Source organism: bacterium, from assembly GCA_036504735.1.
In the GTDB taxonomy this organism is placed as follows: Bacteria; Electryoneota; RPQS01; order RPQS01; family RPQS01; genus DASXUQ01.
Map to the genome: position 1 here is coordinate 1 of DASXUQ010000019.1, position 19,555 is coordinate 19,555.

The 19,555-nt window shown below is 56.2% G+C and carries 12 protein-coding genes and 1 pseudogene; all 13 read left to right on the forward strand.

Annotated elements, in window-relative coordinates; translation table 11 throughout:
• Positions 1 to 631: hypothetical protein (locus VGL38_14670; GenBank protein HEY3296672.1), on the forward strand; the 631-nt coding region annotated here is incomplete at its 5' end.
• A 105-nt stretch (positions 632 to 736) separates the two neighbouring features.
• Positions 737 to 999, forward strand: a pseudogene (locus tag VGL38_14675) (aquaporin).
• A 60-nt stretch (positions 1,000 to 1,059) separates the two neighbouring features.
• Positions 1,060 to 3,930, forward strand: coding sequence for a DUF748 domain-containing protein (locus VGL38_14680; protein HEY3296673.1), 2,871 nt, complete (start codon positions 1,060 to 1,062; stop codon positions 3,928 to 3,930).
• Between the two features lie 295 nt (positions 3,931 to 4,225).
• Positions 4,226 to 5,668, forward strand: a complete 1,443-nt coding sequence (locus VGL38_14685) for an OmpA family protein (protein ID HEY3296674.1) — start codon at positions 4,226 to 4,228, stop codon at positions 5,666 to 5,668.
• A 678-nt stretch (positions 5,669 to 6,346) separates the two neighbouring features.
• Positions 6,347 to 7,024, forward strand: a complete 678-nt coding sequence (locus tag VGL38_14690) for a response regulator transcription factor (protein ID HEY3296675.1) — start codon at positions 6,347 to 6,349, stop codon at positions 7,022 to 7,024.
• Entirely contained in the window at positions 7,021 to 8,430 is a 1,410-nt protein-coding gene (locus tag VGL38_14695; GenBank protein HEY3296676.1) for a HAMP domain-containing sensor histidine kinase, read from the forward strand. Before VGL38_14690 ends, VGL38_14695 begins: the two co-directional genes overlap by 4 nt.
• A 144-nt stretch (positions 8,431 to 8,574) precedes the next feature.
• Positions 8,575 to 9,987 (forward strand): metallophosphoesterase, encoded by a 1,413-nt coding sequence (locus tag VGL38_14700; protein ID HEY3296677.1) that lies wholly within the window; start codon positions 8,575 to 8,577, stop codon positions 9,985 to 9,987.
• Positions 9,988 to 9,999: 12 nt separating this feature from the next.
• Positions 10,000 to 11,814 (forward strand): hypothetical protein, encoded by a 1,815-nt coding sequence (locus tag VGL38_14705; protein HEY3296678.1) that lies wholly within the window; start codon positions 10,000 to 10,002, stop codon positions 11,812 to 11,814.
• 81 nt (positions 11,815 to 11,895) lie between these two features.
• The gene (locus VGL38_14710) at positions 11,896 to 12,438 is read left to right on the forward strand and encodes a PepSY domain-containing protein (protein HEY3296679.1); all 543 of its coding nucleotides are present in this window, start codon (positions 11,896 to 11,898) and stop codon (positions 12,436 to 12,438) included.
• A gap of 70 nt (positions 12,439 to 12,508) precedes the next feature.
• On the forward strand, positions 12,509 to 13,459 hold the full coding sequence (locus tag VGL38_14715; protein ID HEY3296680.1) for a YncE family protein: 951 nt from the start codon (positions 12,509 to 12,511) through the stop codon (positions 13,457 to 13,459).
• A 100-nt stretch (positions 13,460 to 13,559) separates the two neighbouring features.
• Entirely contained in the window at positions 13,560 to 14,873 is a 1,314-nt protein-coding gene (locus VGL38_14720) for a TolC family protein (protein ID HEY3296681.1), read from the forward strand.
• Positions 14,870 to 15,868: an efflux RND transporter periplasmic adaptor subunit gene (locus VGL38_14725; GenBank protein ID HEY3296682.1), complete on the forward strand. Its 999-nt coding sequence runs from the start codon at positions 14,870 to 14,872 to the stop codon at positions 15,866 to 15,868. Before VGL38_14720 ends, VGL38_14725 begins: the two co-directional genes overlap by 4 nt.
• Positions 15,865 to 18,915, forward strand: coding sequence for an efflux RND transporter permease subunit (locus VGL38_14730; protein ID HEY3296683.1), 3,051 nt, complete (start codon positions 15,865 to 15,867; stop codon positions 18,913 to 18,915). The genes VGL38_14725 and VGL38_14730 overlap by 4 nt, the downstream gene beginning before the upstream one ends.
• The last annotated feature ends 640 nt before the right edge of the window (positions 18,916 to 19,555 follow it).

A 19,555-nucleotide genomic window follows, 5' to 3' on the forward strand; every position in this document is an offset into this window, starting at 1 on the left:
CTCCATGAAACGCACAGTTGCTGTCATCGCTGCCCTCGCCGTCATTGGCCTCTTGCTTGGCGGTTGTGCTTCTCCGGAACAACGCGCCCAGAAGCTGTTTGACCAAGGGAAGTACGAAGAAGTGCTGGCAAAGTATCCGACAACTCCCGTTGCCACGCAGGCAAAGGATAAGGTGGCGGAAAGGCTCTTCAATGAAGGCAAGTATGACGACGTCGTGAAGACCTATGGCCAGACATCCTTCGGACCCAAGGCTCAGACCGCAATGGACGATGCTGCGGCCAAGAAGATGCTCGATGCCAAGGATTTCAACGGTGTCCTCACCCGCTACCCGAATTCCCAGGCCGCCGCTCAGGCGCGCAACGCTCTGGCAGACCAGCTCTATGCAGACAAGAAGAACTGGGACGAACTGATCAACAAGTACCCGAATACCCCGGCAGCCATGAAGGCGAAAAACGAGTTGGCGAAGACCCAGTTTGATAAGATCATGAAGATGCACACGAAGAACACTGTCAAAGCTAAGGCGCTTAGCGATTTCGTAGGAAACCCGAAGTTCACTGGTACGCAGTCCGTTGTTGACGCGCAGGCTGAAATCGCGCGGATCAACGCTAAGGCACCCGCTAAGAAGAAGTAAGACAAACTCTTCAGATTGAGGCACGGCGGTCCTGCTGAGCCGCAACCGGGGGTATCTTCTCGCCATGACCGATTGCCCAACGCATTTGTGCCATGCGCACCGGCCTTCTTCCTGACCGTTATCCTCGGCGCGACAGATTCCGTCGCGCCGAGGGCTTTGCTCCCACCGCGATTGGTCTAGCCTTAACTCTGATCCATCTGATCGACATCCCGGTAACGAATGCCTCAGTAAATCCTGCACGCAGCACGGCAACCGCGTTGTTTGTAGGAGACTGGGCACTGAGTCAGTTATGGCTGTTCTGGCTGGCACCAATTGTCGGTGCGATTCTGGCCGGCGCTCTTTATCGTTGGTTTAGCGCAGAGAAATAGGCAAGTCTCAATGGGCAGTTCCACGTCAGCAGTCTCCCCAAAATAGGATCGGTTTTCAGTATGCACCGCAGATCACTCCGTATAGCCCTCATCATCGTGCTCTTAGTAGCGTCATATGCGGTTATCGGCTTCTTCGTGACGCCCGGAATTGTCAAGTCAAAGGCCATAGAGATGTTGTCGCAGTATACAGGGCAGCGGGTGGCGATTCACGAGGTGAAGATTAATCCGTTTGCCTTGTCGGTGACTATTCGAGGTTTCTCTGTTCCTGATTCCAGCGGTGCACGTTGCCTGGGATTCGAAGAAATGTACCTCAACTTCAAGGCATCTTCACTCGTGCGTCGGGCGTATACCTTTGGCGAGTTCCGAGTTACTAAGCCATTTGTCCGCTTTGCCATCCGCAAAGGTGGACAAGCGAATCTGAGTGAGCTGATGCCGCGGACCCAGCCACCCGATACGATCAAGTCAACACCGAAGCGGGAGTTGCCTCGACTGATTCTGGAGAATCTTGCCATTGAGAAGGGACAGGCCGTATTTGAAGACGACAATCGGGCGGTTCCGTTCGTGGCGCAATTTGATTCGCTCGGTTTCTCGCTACGGGATTTTACGACGCTGCCGCGTAAAGAAGGGCTCTATGAATTTGAAGCCAGTACGAATCACGGCGAGGTCATGCACTGGCGCGGCAACGTAGCCGTTTCGCCGCTGCGCTCCGCCGGTCATCTCGCATTGTCCGGGATTGAAGCGCATACCCTCTGGTCTTATGTGCAGGACCGACTTAAGTTTGATGTCCCGAGCGGCAAGATCGGTCTTTCCGCCGACTACGTTGTGGATTACTCTTCGGATTCGCTGGCATACCAGGTCCATAACGGCGAGTTCTCGTTATCGGATCTGACGATTGCCGACAAGGCCTCGCGATCCACGCCGTTTCAAATGGGCAGTTTCGACATAAAGAACGTGGACGTTGATCCACAACACCGGCTTGTGCAAATCGGGCTGATTCATTCCGAGAAATGCGCCGTGCAGACTACGGTAGATTCACTGGGCAATACCAGTCTGGCAGATTTGCTCACGCTCAAAGGAGCGGAGACCACACCGGCCGCTCCGACGGATTCTACCGCTCCGTGGGTCGTGGATATTCAGCGCATCGAAGTCAAGGATTACTCTGCTCACATCACCGACCTTTCCACAGATCCATCGGCAAACTGGGTGATCGAACCTATCGCCCTCACAGTGGACAGCGTGAGTATCGGCCGTCCGTCTCAGGTGGCGCTGTCTCTACAGGCCGGAATCAATCATTCGGGAAATGTCACCCTCGCGGGTACCTTGGGATTGAATCCAATCACAGCGGACTTGACATTGTCCGCGGAGACCATTCCGCTTGCCGATTGTCAGCCATATTTGAGTCGCTATGCGAAACTGGATCTGAAGAGTGGCACACTTTCTTCATCCGGTCAGATTCACTATTTGCGTCGTGATACCGTCAACGTGATAGACTTCACGGGCGATGTCTCATCGGCGTCATTGCGAACGATAGATCGTGTGGCACAGCAGGATTTCCTGAGGTGGTCGAAACTCGAACTGAAGCAAGTGGATTATCACAGCGAGCCGCCGTCGCTGCATATCCGTGAGATTGCGTTGCAAAGCCCCTATGTCCGCTATGCGATCGCGGCCGACCGCTCTACGAATCTTCAGAGTATTATGACAGCCCCCGCCGATAGCGACACAGTTCAGACGCAGCCCAGTACAAGCGTAACCGTAGGATCGGTACAAGTTTCGAACGGCTCGCTCAATTTTACCGATCTGACGCTTACGCCGGGATTTACCATCAGCATTGAGAGTTTGAACGGTGCCATCAAGGGACTCTCATCGGAACAATTGGCGCGGGCGGATGTTGCCTTGCAGGGCAAGGTGGACAAGTACGCACCCGTGGAAATCGAGGGACAAGTCAATCCGCTCAGCGGGGAGGCCTTTACCGACATCACGATGAAGTTCCACGGCATCGAGTTGACCACGTTCACACCCTACGCGGGCAAGTATGCCGGTTATCGCATCGACAAGGGAAAGCTGTCCCTTGACTTGCACTACAAGCTGTCCAAGAGTTCTTTGGATGCGACGAACCATGTGGTCATGGATCAACTCACGCTCGGCGAGCGGGTGGACGGACCCGATGTTACCAAGTTGCCGGTCAGGCTGGCTATCGCCCTGCTCAAAGATCGTCATGGCGTGATTGATCTCGACATACCGGTGTCGGGCGATCTGAACGATCCGAAATTCAAGGTTATGCCGCTGATTGTGAAAATCCTTCTCAACCTGGCGACGAAAGCGGTGACGGCGCCGTTTGCATTGATCGGCAGCCTGTTCGGCGGAGGCGAGGACCTCAGTTCGGTCAACTTCTTACCGGGTGTGGACTCCCTCGATGCGACCCAATTGCCGAAGCTTGCGAGTGTTGCCAAAGCGCTGACGGAGCGGCCGCAACTGCTTCTGGATATTCGCGGGACGGCTTCCGATTCCGCCGACCGCCGCGCCATCGCCGTCAGCTCCATTTTGAAACAGGTGCGTGGCGAAGAAACATCTGTGGAAGAGAAACCGCTCTCCGTTTTGGAGCAGTCGAAAGTGAAAGCGCTTTATGTGGATCGTTTCAAGATGTCGCCCGACAGTCTCATTGCGCCCTTGGATTCATCCGGAAAGAAACGCGACAAACAGGAATACAAGTTGGCGGTAACGATTGCGGCTTTGCAGAGAATCATTGCCGAATACGACGTTCCCGAAGATAATCTTCGCGATCTGGCGCGCCGTCGCGCTTCGGCCATCAAGGGGTATTTGATCCACCAGGGGAGCATCGAGGATGCGCGCCTGATGCTTCAGGATGTAGAAATCAAGGCGCAAGCACAGGACGGACGAATTTCTCTGCCGCTGGTGCTGAATGCGCGGTGAGTTGCTGACCGCGAGTCATGCTCTTGACATTGTCAGGTGATTTGTGTAGTTTGAAAACGCACAGTGCGCAGGGTTTCCCTTCGATCTGCATCATAGAAAAGCGAGTCTTGGCCCCGTGATTAGTGCCCTGATTCGCTTTCTCGTTTTGGAGGTCCATTTGCATCGCTGCGCGTTCAAAGTTAATGCAATCAATTAGTTCCAAAGTCCGGCCGGTTCGAATCCCGCATCGGGTGAACCGGGGTCATGGTAAGTTGGTTCACGGGCGCGGGCGAAAAATCCATAGAGGAGCAAACGCATGAAAGCAAGTTTACGTGTTCTGTTCGGTCTGGCGCTGGTGCTGGCCACGGTATTGCCTGCTACTGCTCAGTACAAGGACATGGGATTCATGGGAGGAGTAGAGGGCGGCATAGTGTACGATAACAACAGCGACGCGGACGCAAGACCCGGATTACACGAGCGCGCCAGTATAGCCTGTCCGCTTTCGAATCCGTTTCAACTTGAACTCGGTTGGGGACTCGGAGCGCTGCTCGGCAAGGACATGCGCACGGAGTTGATTCCGATCGACCTGCGGCTGCGCTTCTGTCCGGTTCATTCCGCGCGGATGATCCCTTTCCTCTATGGCGGCTTTGGCGCGCTACACTTTGATAACTCTAAGTCTCCGGCTGTGACGCGCGCCGGGACCAAATATCGCGGTTGGACCGGCGTGGCGCCGGCGGGCTTAGGTTTGGAATACCTGATTGACAAAGACTGGTCTCTCGAAGTGCGTGGGGGCTTCAATCAATCCCTGAGCAAGGATCTTAATACCAATACAAAGACGACGACGCAGGACAGCTACTTCAGCGGTGTACTGGGGCTGCGCATACGATTGGGCGCGCCAAATCCTGATCCTGACGGTGATGGGTTGAACAACAAACTGGAAAAGCAACTGGGAACGAATCCGAAGAACCCCGACACGGACGGCGACGGACTTACGGATGGTGATGAGTACCTGAAATATCACACCGACCCGCTGATCAAGGACACGGACACTGACGGCTTGACAGACGGCGATGAAGTGCTGAAGTACCACACCGATCCCTTGAAGAAGGACACGGACGGAGACGGGCTGACGGATGGCGATGAAGTCCTGCAGTACAAGACAGATCCTCTGAAGGCTGACACCGACGGTGACGGGCTGACCGACGGCGATGAAGTGCTGAAGTATCACACGGACCCGCTGAACAAGGATAGTGACGGCGACAAGTTGACCGACGGGGATGAGGTCTTAAAGTACCATACGGATCCGTTGAAGAAGGACACTGATGGTGGCACTGTAGACGACGGCACCGAAGTGGCGCGTGGGACCGATCCGCTGAATCCCGCCGATGACGTTCCGAAGATCGCGATCACCGAAGTCGGCAAGCCCATCGTGCTGGAAGGCATTGTCTTCAGAACCAACAGTGCGGAGATCCTCCCCGCCTCAGAGAAGATCCTGAACGACGCCTATGAGACGCTGCGTGACAATCCCAAGATCGAAGTGGCGATCAACGGGTATACCGATGCCACGGGCAGCCGGGACAGGAATCTGAAGCTATCCGAGGCTCGCGCCAATTCCGTAAAGCAGTGGCTGGTTAAGAAAGGCATTGACGAAAAACGGATGACCACCAGGGGCTTCGGACCGGAGAATCCCATAGGTGATAACAAGACTACCGAAGGCAAACAGAAGAATCGCCGCATCGAATTCGTGCGCACAAAATGATTCGGGCACATTACAGGTAGCGGTTTCTTGCCATTGTGTCAAGGATAAGCTATAGGGCATTTCGTTAGCAAGCAGGCTCTTCAGTAATGGGGAGCCTGCTACTTAGATAGTCCATCGTTCGGGGCGAGAGTTTGGTTGGATGATCGGTTCACTTCTGCTCGGCCCTATTCAGCGCCGAGCCGCAAGGCCACAGGCATTCGCATTGCCCAGTAATCACGTTGGCTATAGCTTGATGGTGGCAGTACGGCACCTTCCGACGGCGCGAAGGCGTTTTGTCGAAATTGTCGCTAAACCGTCTCTCGCAGTCAGTAACATCTTGTTTTTCAATATGATACAAATTTCTCTTAATCAGCGGGTTGTAGGTTCGAGTCCTACTGGGGGCACCAACCGTAAACGCCTGCAAGTCACAGACTTACAGGCGTTTCTGTTTATGTGCATGGGAATGCACCAGTCGCTAATGAGAATAATCATTATCATGTCACCCAACTAAACACCTGCCTGTTTTAAACGATTTATTTTTATGGAACTTCCGAATTTCACACGGGTATCGTACGCGGATGCCGAACGCCTCCTTTCACTTTGAGCGCAAGCAGTTACGGGCTCCTTCTTGATGCAACTCACAGAAATTCTTCGCATATTGATGGTGAAAATCCCCTGCTTCTTTCTCTGGTTGCCTCTATGCGCATTTTGCTGATCGAAGATGACAAAAAGATTGCTGCCACCGTGTCCAAGAGTCTGCGGGCAGAGAGTTTTGCTGTGGATGTGGCGGAAGATGGACTGCATGGCGAAGAGTTGGCGGCCAGCAGCGACTATGATGTCCTTATTCTGGACGTGATGATGCCACGGCAGGATGGCTGGCAGACATGCCGCAACCTTAGACGGGCGGGTGTGTTGACGCCGATCCTGATGCTCACCGCACTCGATGACGTCAGTGATAAGATCAAGGGACTGGATACGGGCGCCGATGACTATTTGACCAAGCCATTTCACTTCGGAGAATTGGTGGCGAGGCTGCGGTCACTGGTGCGTCGCAACAGCGCCACGAAAACGTCCGTGATCGAACTGTATGGCTTGAGTCTCGATCAGCAAAGACATTGTGCCCGCCGGGAAGGCACTGAGATACGGCTCTCCGCCAAAGAATTTGCCTTGTTGGAGTACTTTATGCTCCATCCGGATACGGTGCTTTCCCGTGAGCAGATCTCCGAGCATATATGGGACATGAACTTTGAGCCGCGCAGCAACGTCATCGAAGCTGCGGTGAAATTCCTCCGGCAGAAGATAGACAAAGGGTTTGACAAGCCGCTGATCCACACCGTGCGCGGCAGCGGCTACATCTTTGCGGAGCGCGAGCCATGAACGTTCATCTGCCAGCCCTTACGATCAAGGCCAAGCTGGTCATCGCCTACACGCTAGTATTCGGCCTGCTGATTTCCATCTTTGCTTTTGCCGTCTACCGCAGCACACGTGACGCCCGTTTGGCAAAACTGGACGCGCTGCTTCAGGCTCATGCCGGTAAACTCCTGACAGAGATTGAAGAAGACGTCAACGATCAGGAAGATCCGAAAGGGGCGTGGCTCAGAAGCCTTACTACGGAAGGTCTTGCGGGCGCACGTTTGCAATTATTACTGCCTTCCGGTCAGTTAGTGATGGCAGATAGTCTGTTGCAGCAGTCGCCGGACGATGCAGGGCCAAGGGCCTTTCACGGAGCGGTACAACGTGCCACGCTGCTGGTAGGCGGGCGGTATTACCGCGCCTTATGGCAGCCGGTGGAGATCGACGAAAAGGTGCCGTATGTGCTGGAACTGGCGGCTCCCATGCATGACCTGCTTGAGGAACTGGAGCATCTGCGGCTGCTTTTTGAGATCGCAATCCCTGTGGTCCTCCTGCTGACCGGACTGGCCGCGTATGGGATAACCCATGCGGCGTTCCGACCCATTACCGAGATGACTGAGGCCGCTCGTCGGATCTCCGCCCAGAATCTGGATGCGAGGCTGGATCTGCCGCGAGCGCAGGATGAAGTTCGCCGGCTGGGCGAAACGCTGAATGACCTCATAGAGCGCCTTGAGTCCGCGTTTCACAGTCAGCGCCAATTTGTGGCGGATGCGTCTCATGAGATCCGCTCTCCACTGGCCGTGATCCGAACCGAACTCGAGCTTGCGCTGCGTGAAACGGAGAGCCCATCCATCCGCGAGAGCATTCGGATATCCTTAGGAGAGATTGACCGTCTGACCCGCATGTCGAGCCAGCTTCTCATGTTAGCGAGGCTGGACGCGAACCCTTCTGATCTACGAACAGAACCGGTGAGACTGGACGAACTGCTGGTGGAGTGCGTACAGCGCACTATCTTCCTTGCAGAGCCGAAAGGTACGAAGATTGAAGTGTATGTTGAAGACGCCATCGAGATACGCGCGGACGGGGAGAAACTGAAGAGCGTCTTTCTGAACCTGCTGGACAACGCCGTGAAATATTCTACCGATCACGGTATGGTGAAGGTCTCGCTCCGGCTGGCTGGAATCCCATCAGGAACCGTTGAGGTCAGTGTGGACGACAACGGTCCGGGGATCGCCCACGCGGATCAGCCACGAATCTTTCAGCGCTTCTACCGCTGTGAGGCCCATCGCGGTCAGGGGGGCGGGTGCGGTCTCGGCCTGGCAATCGCTGCGCAGATCGTTCAGATGCATCGCGGCACGTTGACGGTCAAGAGTGAAGAGGGACGGGGTGCAACTTTCACCGTGACGCTGCCTGTTGATCCGCTGACCTGACTTCTCTTTACCTGACTATGCACGACGCCCGGTACTCTCCAGAGATCCCGGGCGTTTTCACGTTCATTTCATCTTAGAAGGCTATATTGAATCTTCTGGTGTGTTCGGCGGCATGCTCTACGTGAACCCCTCGGAAGGAAGTCTATGAAACTGACTCGAACGCTTTTCATAGGCATGTTACTGTTGATCGTTGTGGAACAGGCGCTTGCAGTGATGCGCAAGGCTCCCTATGTCATTTACGGCGGCACGAATACTGAAATGGAAATTCTCTGGCAGTTGACAACAACCGCGCTGTGTACTTTCGACTGGGGTCGCGACACGACGTATTCACTGGGAACAGAGCAAACCGTGGAATACGGCAGCGATCATCAGCACCGTTACACCATCATCGGTCTGGTACCCGGCAACGAGTATGATTACCGGGGCACATCGGGCACACAGGTCTTCAGCGGATCCTTCCGGGCGGCGCTGGCCGATAGTATTACAAGGCTGAAATTTCTGGCCTACGGCGACACGCGGAGCAACCCGGCGACGCACGATGCGGTTGCCAATGGCATGTTTAGCACGGACGGGAGCGATTCGGACTATCACTCCTTGGTGATTTCTGTCGGCGACCTGGTGGCGGACGGCAATACGGAATCCTATTGGGACAGCGAGTTCTTCAGTTCCGCCTATCCCCATATCCGGTCTTTGCTGGCAAATCTGCCTTACCAATCCTGCATGGGGAATCATGAAGGGACAGGCATCCTGTTTGCCAAGTATTTCCCGTATCCCTATGTTGCTCATCATTACTGGTCCTTTGATTTCGGTCCCGCGCACTTTGCTGTGCTGGACCAGTATACAAGCTACGGTGCGGGTTCGGCGGAGTTGGCCTGGCTTGCCCATGATCTTGCGACGGCATCCAAGCCCTGGAAGTTTATTGTTCTGCATGAACCCGGATGGTCAGCCGGGGGTGACCACGAAAACAATGTGACGGTGCAAACATCTATTCAGCCGTTGTGTGAGCAGTATGGCGTATCTATCGTGTTCGGCGGGCATAATCACTACTATGCCCGGGCGGTGGTAAACGGCGTGCAGCACATCACGACCGGAGGCGGCGGCGCGCCTTTGTATGACCCAAACCCCGGCTATCCTCATATCGTTGTCACCAGCCGGTCTAACCATTTCTGCAAAGTAGAGATTGCCAGCAGCCGGCTGTATTTTGCCGCTATCACTTCAGCGGGAACTGTCATTGACACGTTTTCCGTGGTGCGTGCCGTGTCTGCGAGTCCCGGGCAACCCGCGCCGCGACCTGCCGGATTCGAGTTATGGCCGGTGTATCCCAATCCGTTCAATGCCAGTGCCGTGATTCGCTTCTCTCTGCCGGCGGCCGAACACGCACGGCTGACGGTTTATGATGTCAACGGAAGATTGGTGGAAGTGTTGACGGATGCCATGCTGAGTGCAGGCGACCATCGCGTGACGCTTGATGGTTCAACCTTCTCATCAGGCCTTTACTTCGCGCGGCTGGAAGCCGGGGAAACCATCCAAACCGAGAAAATGCTGCTTCTCAAATAACCTCATTGCCTTGTGAAATCACATCTCCTTGTGCTCATCAGAGTTGCGGCGGCGCTGGCGGCAGTTTTGCCCGCGTATGCCCAGTTTCCGCTGTTCACGCAAGAGGACTTGCGCACGCTGCCGTATGAGGAATTGGGAGACGTCCTGCGCAAATACCCCGGCATGTACCCGCTGGATTACGGCACACCCGGCGCGCCCATGCTGTTTCGGCCGTGGAGTCTGCTGCCGTGGGAATGCCGTGCCGAAATGGACGGCATTCCGCAGAACCGTCTGGGCGATGGGCTCTATGACAGCAATCAACAGCCGGTCTCAGAATTGGGGGCGATGGGGTTTGATTTTCTGAACGGGGGCGCAGCGGGAATGTTCGCGCTGAGCAGCCGGACGTTTCCGGTGGGCAGTCAGTATGCCGAGTTGCATGTGCGGCGTGGCTACTACAATTACACCGATGGTGATTTTACATACAGCCGGAAAATAGTCCGGCGTCTGACGCTGGAAATTGACGGGCGGATGGCGGTTTACAGTACGGTGAACCGTTACGCGCACCCCTGGAAACAGGAAAACGGGAGTTGGTCGCGGCGAATCCGGTCGCAACTCGGCTTTGATGCGGGCCGGACATGGCGGGGAACGTTTACCTATGCCGCTTCATCGTATCAGGCGCGGTCTTCAGTAAGTCCGTTTCATCCCTACTATGAGCGGCGGGACGGGATTCTGAAGCTGGCACAGCAAGACGCTCAGCGCGGCAGCTTTGCGCCGTCGCTCAGTTTCTATCTGCGCCAGGACCGCGAAGAATGGGGGAATCCCTTGGCGCTGCGGGAGATGGATCGCGGTTGGATACTCGAGGGCCATGCGCGGCTGCCGCATCAGCGATTTACATTCGAGCAGTCCGGCGTTGTCGCCACCATGGATTATCCCGGCATCAAGCAAACCTATGAACTGGCGGCCAGTCTTGCTGTGCGCGACTTGATCAGTCTACGATGGGTGAGCGGACGTGCCTTTGCCTCGCTGCGCAAGGAATCCTATTGGCGGCAAGACAGCCCATACGAAGCAAGCCTGCTGCCGGATATTGGTTTCGCGGGCCACTCTCGCTCCTACCACAATCTCTACCTGTTGGGCGGTACGGAGTATGTGGAAGAGATGGTGCCACTGGCCTGGCGGTATGGCTCCTTCCGCATTGGCGGCCGTCCGTTGCTCATCGCGCCGGAGTTTGCCGATCTTCAGGATCGTTATGCCGGAGTGTTGCCCGGCCATCTTCCCGGATTGGACCGGTATCTGAAGTCTGAACTGGGTTTGGGCTGGCAGCGCCAGGCGGCGTCTATCAATGTGGAACTGCTGCGAATAGACCGGCCGGGGCGCTTTGCCAACCACTTCCTGGTGGACAGCGATCGAGTCTATCTCTGGAACAGGCCGCAGCCGGGGGGCGACGTAAAGTGGGGGATAAGTGGTGCCGCTTCGGTGCCGCTAGGCTATGGATTCCGACTGGATTCCTGGTGGTTCGCACAGGCGAAAGGGGTCCGCCAACGGCGTGCGGAGGACAGCCGCGGATATTCGCGGCTCTACTACGAAGAGAGTTTCTTCAAATGTCCGCTCGTGCTTCGCAGCCATGTCAGCTATGAACGGCTGGGGACACGCAACGCCTTTTCGGAACACGAGGCCGTCCATCTGCACGCGGCCAATCTTGTGGGATTGCGGCTCTCGGCGACCGTGCGCGGTTTTTCCTTGATTTGGGGTGTGGACAACATTTTCAAGCAACGCTACTCGATTCTGCCCGGATACCCGATTGTAGCACGGGAAGAGTTTCTTGGGCTGCTGTGGTCGGCGTGGTTATGAAGGCGGCCTGCCCGCCGGCTCATCGTTCTGTTCTGGTCCGTCTTTCCAACTATTCAATTCTTCTTCAGAAAGGAATTTGTCATGATGAACGTACGTCACACGGCGCGCTATGCGCTTGCTGCCATTCTTGCTCTTGGAATCTTCGGTTTCGCAATGGCTGCTGAAGGCAAGAAGGAGGAAGGCCCGGAAAAGAAGATTGCTAAAAAGGACCTCCCCGCCGCGGTCTTTTCGTCATTCCAGAAGGCGTATCCCGCAGCCAAGATTGTGGGGACCAGTCAGGAGACCGAGGACAGCACGACCTATTTTGAAATTGAGAGCCGCGATGGCAAAGTCAAGCGCGATATTCTGTACAAGGCGGATGGCACGGTTAAGGAGATCGAGGAAGGCGTGGCCAAGGCATCGCTGCCTGTGGCGGTGAAGGATGCGATTGCCAAAGAGTATCCCAAGGGGATCATCCAGAAGGGCGAAAAGACCACACGCGACAACGTCGTCAGCTACGAGGTCATCCTCAAGAACGGCAAGGACCGAATGGAAGTGGTGGTGGATGAGACTGGGAAGGTTCTCAAGACCGAGAAGATGACCAGGCAAGAGGAAAAGGAAGAAAAAGCTGAAGGGAAGAAGTAGACATTAAATGCACCTAACAACTCCTACAATGATCCATCGAGCGGGGCTTGCTGTCCTTCTGTGCGCCGCAATGTTCGCGGTCGCCTTCGGCCAGACAACTCTTCCTTCTCTGGTTACTACGCTGCCCATCGGCGGCGAAGCGCGCTGGGACTTGCTGACCGTGGACAGCATTGCGCAGCGGCTGTATGTCTCCCATGGGACACGCACGGAAGTGATCGACCTCAAGACCGACAAAGTGCTCTCGCCGATCCTGAACACGCCGCGCGTGCATGGCATTGCGCTGGTGCCGGAGTTTCAGCGCGGGTTCATCAGTTGCGGCGGGGATTCCTCGGTTGTGGTGTTTGATCTGAAGACCGACAGCGTAATCACCAGAGTGGACGTGCAGGGCAAAAACCCGGACGTCATCATTTATGAGCCGCTAACGAAGAACATCTTTTGCTTCAATGGCCGGAGCAACGATGCTTCGGTGATTGATCCGCAGACCCTGAAGGTCGTCGGCCATGTGCCGCTCAGCGGTAAACCGGAGTTTGCGATTTCCGACGGTGCGGGCCGGGTGTACGTAAACCTTGAGGACAAGAGCAAGGTCATGGTGTTCGATCCGAAGACGTACAAAGCCATTGCCGAGTGGCCGCTTGCGCCCGGAGAAGAGCCGACCGGAATTGCGCTGGACGGAAAGAATCACCGTCTGTTTTCGGCTTGCGGGAATCAACTTATGGCCGTGAGCAACACGGAAAGTGGCAAGGTAATCGCTACGCTGCCTATCGGCAAAGGATCGGACGGAGCCGCCTTCGATCCGGTGACGCACCGCGCCTTTTCGTCGAACCGGGAAGGGACGTTGACCGTGATTCGGGAGGAAAGCCCCAACAAGTTCTCGGTGGAAGGGAATGTCACCACGATGCCGAGTGCGCGGACCGTTGCGCTTGACGAGAGCACGCATCGGCTGTTCCTCCCCACCAAAGCTGCGGGAGACAGTGTGACGGTGGCGAAGGAAGGGCTGAAGCTGCTGATTTGCAAGCAGTGATAAAGATACCGGAATGCGTACGGTGGCATTCTGCGAGCAACCGGGCGGTTCTTCTTTCGGAGCCGCCCTTACTCACATGGGCTTGTCTATGAGGCGGAATGTGATACCTACTCTTGTATGCGGTGTTCTCCTCCTGGGGGCTGGACGGGCTATCGCGCAGGCCACACCGGCGTTGACTCTGGAGCAAGCCGTTGTTTTGGCCAAACAGAACAGCCTGAAGCTGCATGTGTCGGAGAATGAACTGCGCCGCAGCACATTGGCACACTCGGAACTCGGGGCGACTGCGCTGCCACAGGTGAGCGTGAAGGCGGGAGCATCCTACGCGCCGGATTCACGCTCCTTTGGGTATGATCCAGCCATTACCGATGGCGGACAACTGAATGGGCAGCTTGCCGTTGAGCAGAATCTCTATGATGGCGGTGTGCGCCGTTTGAAAAGTGCACAACTGGGCATTGATCTGGAGCGGCTGCAGGCAGAACACCGGCTGACCGAGCGGGATTTGGTTGCGGAGGTCAAGCAACAGTTCATTGCTCTCTTGCAAGCGGATCGCGAGCTGGTGTTGCAGCGCCAAAGCGCCGGGCAATTGCAGGGCTATTTCGATCTGGTGCGCAGTATGAACGCAGGCGGCGTGGTCCCATATACGGATGTGCTGAAGACTCAGGTGGATCTTGCAGGAGCGGAAGTCGCACAGCAAAAAGCACATGCGGCGCGCCTGGGTACGATGCTGACTCTCGAATCGCTCATGGGAGTGCCTGCCGACACGAATCTTACGGTCCGTGGCTCGCTGGATTCGCTGGTCATCAGCTATGGCGATTCCCTGCTGCGTGTCCTGCCGGGCTATCCCGCTTCTACGCTTGAGCTTCACAATGCCACACTCGATGTTCGGCGCAGTGAATTAGATGTGCAGATTGCACGCCGGGAACGCCGCCCCTTGATTGATCTGACGGTGGATGCGGGCTATTTGTCCTCGCAGGACAATCTGGCACTTCCAGCAGGCGAGCGCTACACGGGACTGGGATTTTCTGCGGGCATCACCGCCGCTCTGCCGCTTTACAACGGGGGCGCAACGAGGATACGGATTCAGCAGGCGGAAATCGCCGCCGAGAATCTGCGGCTTCAGCGACAAATCGTGGAGCGCAGCTTGAACAGTCAGGCGCAGACGCTGCGACTACAGATTCAAAGCGGGCTTCAAACGCTTGGCACCCTGCGACAGACTATCCGGACCGCCGAGCAAAATTATCTTCTGGTTCGTTCCACCTATGCCGGTGGGGGCACCACCGCCACCGAAGTGCTGTCAGCACAGCAAATGCTGCGGGATGCGAATCTGGCGGACCTGGAAGCCATCTCTGCCATCGTGCAGCTCCGGATCCAACTGGAACAGACTTTGACTCCCATCGGAGGAACCCAACCATGAAACTGAGGATTGTCGCATTCCTGCTGATGTTGTTAATTGTCAACGCGGGATGCAAGAAGGCTCGCACCGAAGAGCGAGGGGAATCGACCCCGAAGGCTGTGGTCGCGGTGAAAACAGTTCCCGTAATCACCGGCGTGGCAAATATGGAGGTGCATGCGGCCGGGCGAACCGATGCGCTGCGTAAACAGGATCTGCTCGCTGCCGTCGGAGGACGGTTGGCGTCGTTGAAGGTTCAGGATGGAGAAGCAGTGAAGGCCGGGCAGACACTGGCATGGATTGAGCCGCGCGAGTCTCGGGCGGCGGTGGAAGGGGCGCGGGCGCTGTTGTCGCGAGCGCGAACGGAGGCCGAGCGAGCCGAGGCGGAGCGGATGGTGGCCTTGGCAGAATCCACGCAAACACGGGTGGCAGTGAAGGCTCCCTTCAGCGGCGCGGTTGCGGCACGCACGGCGACGGAAGGACAGACCTTGTCCGAAGGCAATGCGCTATTGACGCTGGTGGACTTGAGTACATTGGTCTTTGTAGCAGATATTCCGGCGCGGGAGTTAGCGCGAGTTCGTATCGGACAGAAGGCGCGCGTCCACATTGAGGCTTTGCCGGAAGTGGGATACGATGCCACAGTAGACGCCATAAACCCACAAAGCGACAGCGCCAGCCAATCTATCCGCGTGCGATTGCATTTGACGTCTCAAGGCAGTCCGCTCTTGAAAGCCGGCATGGCCGGCACCGCGGACATTGTGATTGGCATGCATCCTGACGCACTTCTGGTTCCCAAATCGGCGGTGCTGAGAAACGATGAGACCAATCAGCATTCCATTGTAATCGTCGGGCCGGACTCGCTGTCGCACACCCTTCCCATAGATCTGGGCGCGACCTCAGATTCGCTCGATGAAGTGATGAGTGACAGGCTGAAGCCGGGGATGCCTGTTGTGGTCGAGGGGCAATATGCCTTGGCGGATTCCACAAAAGTATCTGCCACGCCGCGAGAGGCCCGATGAGTCCTTTCGAGTATGCGCTGCGGCATCGCAAAGCCGTCCTGTTCCTGCTCATTGCGCTGGTAAGTTGCGGCGCGGCAGTGACGTTGAAAATGCCGGTTTCGCTGTTTCCGGACATTACGTTTCCGCGGATTGTGATTTTGGCAGATAACGGCGAGCAACCCGCCGAGCGGATGATGACCGAAGTCACCAAGCCGCTCGAAGAGGTCGCCAGTTCTCTGCCGGGCGTGAATGTGGTGCGCTCGATCACCAGCCGGGGCTCAAGCGAGATTTCCATCCTGCTCACGTGGAAGGCCAATGTGCAGCAGACGCTGCAACTGCTGCAAGGCCGTATTTCCAATATCCGCAATCAGCTTCCCGCCACGGCGGCGATCCAGGCCGAGCAAATGAGCGTTGCAGTGTTTCCAATTCAGGGCTACAGCTTGACCTCGGACACGCTAAGCCTTGTGGAATTGCGGGATCTGGCGCTCTATCAGATCCGTCCCGCGCTGATGCGCGTTTCTGGCGCGGCAAGAATCGAAGTCACGGGCGGGGACACGCGAGAGTTCACGGTGGTGCTTGCGCCGGATCGCATGGCCGCTTACCATATTAGCGCGCCGCAGGTTACGGATGCCATCAACAAGGCGAATTCGGTTGTCTCTGCTGGCCTGGTGGATAACAACCATCAGCTTTACCTGTCGCTGGTATCCGGGCTTCTGAAGACGACCGATGATGTCGCCAGCGTGGTGGTATCGGCGCAGAACGGTGTGCCGATTCTGGTGCGGGATGTGGCAGACGTACAAATTGCTGTGGCGGACAATTATATCCGCACCACGGCGCATGGCCACAACGCGGTGCTGATCAACATTATCAAGCAGCCTACCGGCAGCACGGTGCAGATCGGCAAAGACGTCACCAACCGGCTGAAGACACTCAATCTGCCCGCCGGGGTGCACTTCGAGAACTTCTATGATCAGAGTGACTTTATCAGCGGTTCCATCACGAGCACACGGGATGCCATCCTGATCGGTATCCTGCTGGCGATGGCGGTGATGTTCCTCTTCCTGCGCAGCAGCCGAATTATGCTGGTGATTGTGCTGTTTGTGCCGTCGGTGATCTCGGTGAGTCTGGTGGTGCTGTATCTTCTGGGTGAGACGATCAACATCATGACGCTGGGCGGAATCGCCGCAGCGGTGGGGCTGATTATTGACGATGCGATTGTTGTCATCGAGCATGCCTTCGCCCGCTATCCGCGAGAAGGCAACGTCAAAGAGGCCCGGCGGACTTTTCGGGAGACATCCGCTTCCGCAACTCGCGAATTGATGCCGGCGATTATCGGCTCGACTCTGTGCACGATTGTGATCTTCATTCCGCTGGGCTTTCTTTCCGGCATCACCGGTGCGTTCTTCAAATCGCTCTCGATCACCATGGTGATTGCGCTGGCGGTTTCTTTCCTCTTCTCTATTTCACTGGCTCCATTGTTCGCGTCGCTGTTTGTGCGGGAGAAAGACATTCGGCATGAGGTGGCCAAAGGCAGCCATGCGAGCCGGATCTCGGGGTGGTATGAGCGCAGTCTCAATCGTCTGCTACGCTTCCGCTGGACGGTATTGGCTGGAGCCGTACTCATCGCCGCGGCAACCTACTTTCTATACAAGGGCATCGGCAGCGATTTCATGCCAGAGATGGATGAAGGCTCCTTTGTGCTGGATTACTCCTCGCCGCCCGGAACATCACTCGATGAAACCAACCGGATGCTGACAAGTGTGGAACATATCTTGATGGCGATTCCGGAGGTCGCGGCGTATTCCCGCCGCACGGGCACGCAACTCGGCTTCTTCATCACGGAGCCTAACACGGGTGACTTTCTGGTTAAGTTGAAGAAGAAGCGCAACCGTGATATCAATACAATTATTGATGAAGCTCGCGAGAAGATCGAGTCGTCGCAGCCGGCGCTGCGGATAGACATCTTTCAGCTTATGGCGGATGTGATCGGCGACCTGACCAACAGCCCCTCGCCCATCGAGATCAAACTCTTCGGGGGCAGTCCGCAGATTATGCAGCAGATGGCCGAGCAAATCACGCAACAGATCGAAACCGTGCCGGGTGTGGTGGATGCGTTCAATGGCATTGTCATCTCCGGACCTTCTATGATCGTGAGAGTAGATCCAATCAAGGCGGCGCGCTACGGTTTCAATGCGACCGATATCGGGGACCAGATCGAAACTATCATGCAAGGCACCACCGAAAGCACGATTCAGAGCGGTGAGAAACTCATCGGCATTCATGTCCGCTATCCGTCTGCCTATCGCACAGACATGGAGAGCATCGAATCGCTTTCTCTGATCAATCCCAACGGTATTGCCGTTCCTTTAAAGAATATCGCCAGTGTGGAACGCACGGCAGGGCAGGCGGAACTGGATCGCGAAGGACTGCGGCAGGTAGTGGCCGTAACCGCACGGGTTTCCGGTCGCGATTTGGGAGGCACGATTCGTGACATTCAGGCGAAACTGCAAAGCAATCTGGTGCTACCGAAAGGCGTGACGCTGGAGTACGGCGGCGTTTACCAGACCCAGCAGGAATCGTTCCGCGGCTTGCTTATCGTGGCCGCTGCGGCGATTCTTCTTGTGTTCATGGTACTGCTGTTTGAATTCGGCGAATTTGCTGTGCCACTTTCCATTTTGCCGATCACCCTGCTGGCTCTATTCGGCTCGTTCGCAGCGCTGCGGCTCACCGGCGTAACCTTCAACATCTCCAGTTTCGTGGGCGTGATCATGATTGTCGGCATCGTCGCGGAAAACGCTGTTTTCGTGATGCACACGATCAAACAACGGCAGGCGCAAGGCGACGATTTGGACACTGCGATTGTTCGGGCCAGCCTTGTCCGTACCCGGCCAATCCTGATGACCACGCTGGCTGCAATTCTGGCATTGCTCCCGCTGGCTCTTGGCCTTGGCAGCGGCTCGCAGATGCAGCAACCCTTGGCCATTGCCGTCATCGGAGGGTTCTCGGTTTCCAGTTTGCTGCTCTTTTTCGGTTTACCCATGCTCTACCGACTGTCCAAGAGGTCGTAGATTCACGCCGCAAAATGCTGAACATAACCGGCGGCCGAGTCGTCGGTCATGGTCACGACGACCAACGAACTCATCCTGCTCCAAGTCGGCACCCCGTCGTGTCGCGCGGCGAGAATTAACTTGCAGCCATCCGTTCCGTGGCTTGTCCCATCAATGCAGCCTGCTGAATAATTGTTAGACTGGAGATCCGCTATTGAATTTCCGGCGGCAAATCAAGAGAGTCCTGGTCACGACGATTGTCCTAATCGGCGTTCTCGGCGTAGGAGGCGGTGGATTCTACGAGTACTTGCACTTATCGGGGAACATTGGAGTCGTCGAAACGGGAGTCTGTTACCGCTCGGGACAATTAACTGCTCGGCAACTCAATGGGGTGGTGATGACTGACGGAATCCGCTCCATTCTGAATTTGCGGGGAGCAAGCCCCGGAACGGAATGGTATGACGATGAGGTCGCCACGGCGGATTCAAGACACGTGGTTCATTATGACTACGGCATTTCGGCCACTCGGTTTGTGACTCCGGCTCAGTCGGCGGAGATTCTTCAAATCCTCCACGATGCCCCCAAACCGATTTTGATTCACTGTCAAGCTGGAGCAGATCGAACGGGACTTGTTTCGGCCCTCTACCTTCTCGCCCATGGT

What these genes read in the sequence shown, in the direction of transcription:
- VGL38_14690 (HEY3296675.1), top strand. Translation starts at nt 6,347, where the DNA reads ATGCGCATTTTGCTGATCGAAGATGACAAAAAGATTGCTGCCACCGTG.
- VGL38_14700 (HEY3296677.1), top strand. Translation starts at nt 8,575, where the DNA reads ATGAAACTGACTCGAACGCTTTTCATAGGCATGTTACTGTTGATCGTT.
- VGL38_14725 (HEY3296682.1), top strand. Translation starts at nt 14,870, where the DNA reads ATGAAACTGAGGATTGTCGCATTCCTGCTGATGTTGTTAATTGTCAAC.
- VGL38_14710 (HEY3296679.1), top strand. Translation starts at nt 11,896, where the DNA reads ATGATGAACGTACGTCACACGGCGCGCTATGCGCTTGCTGCCATTCTT.
- VGL38_14695 (HEY3296676.1), top strand. Translation starts at nt 7,021, where the DNA reads ATGAACGTTCATCTGCCAGCCCTTACGATCAAGGCCAAGCTGGTCATC.
- VGL38_14680 (HEY3296673.1), top strand. Translation starts at nt 1,060, where the DNA reads ATGCACCGCAGATCACTCCGTATAGCCCTCATCATCGTGCTCTTAGTA.
- VGL38_14730 (HEY3296683.1), top strand. Translation starts at nt 15,865, where the DNA reads ATGAGTCCTTTCGAGTATGCGCTGCGGCATCGCAAAGCCGTCCTGTTC.
- VGL38_14715 (HEY3296680.1), top strand. Translation starts at nt 12,509, where the DNA reads ATGTTCGCGGTCGCCTTCGGCCAGACAACTCTTCCTTCTCTGGTTACT.
- VGL38_14685 (HEY3296674.1), top strand. Translation starts at nt 4,226, where the DNA reads ATGAAAGCAAGTTTACGTGTTCTGTTCGGTCTGGCGCTGGTGCTGGCC.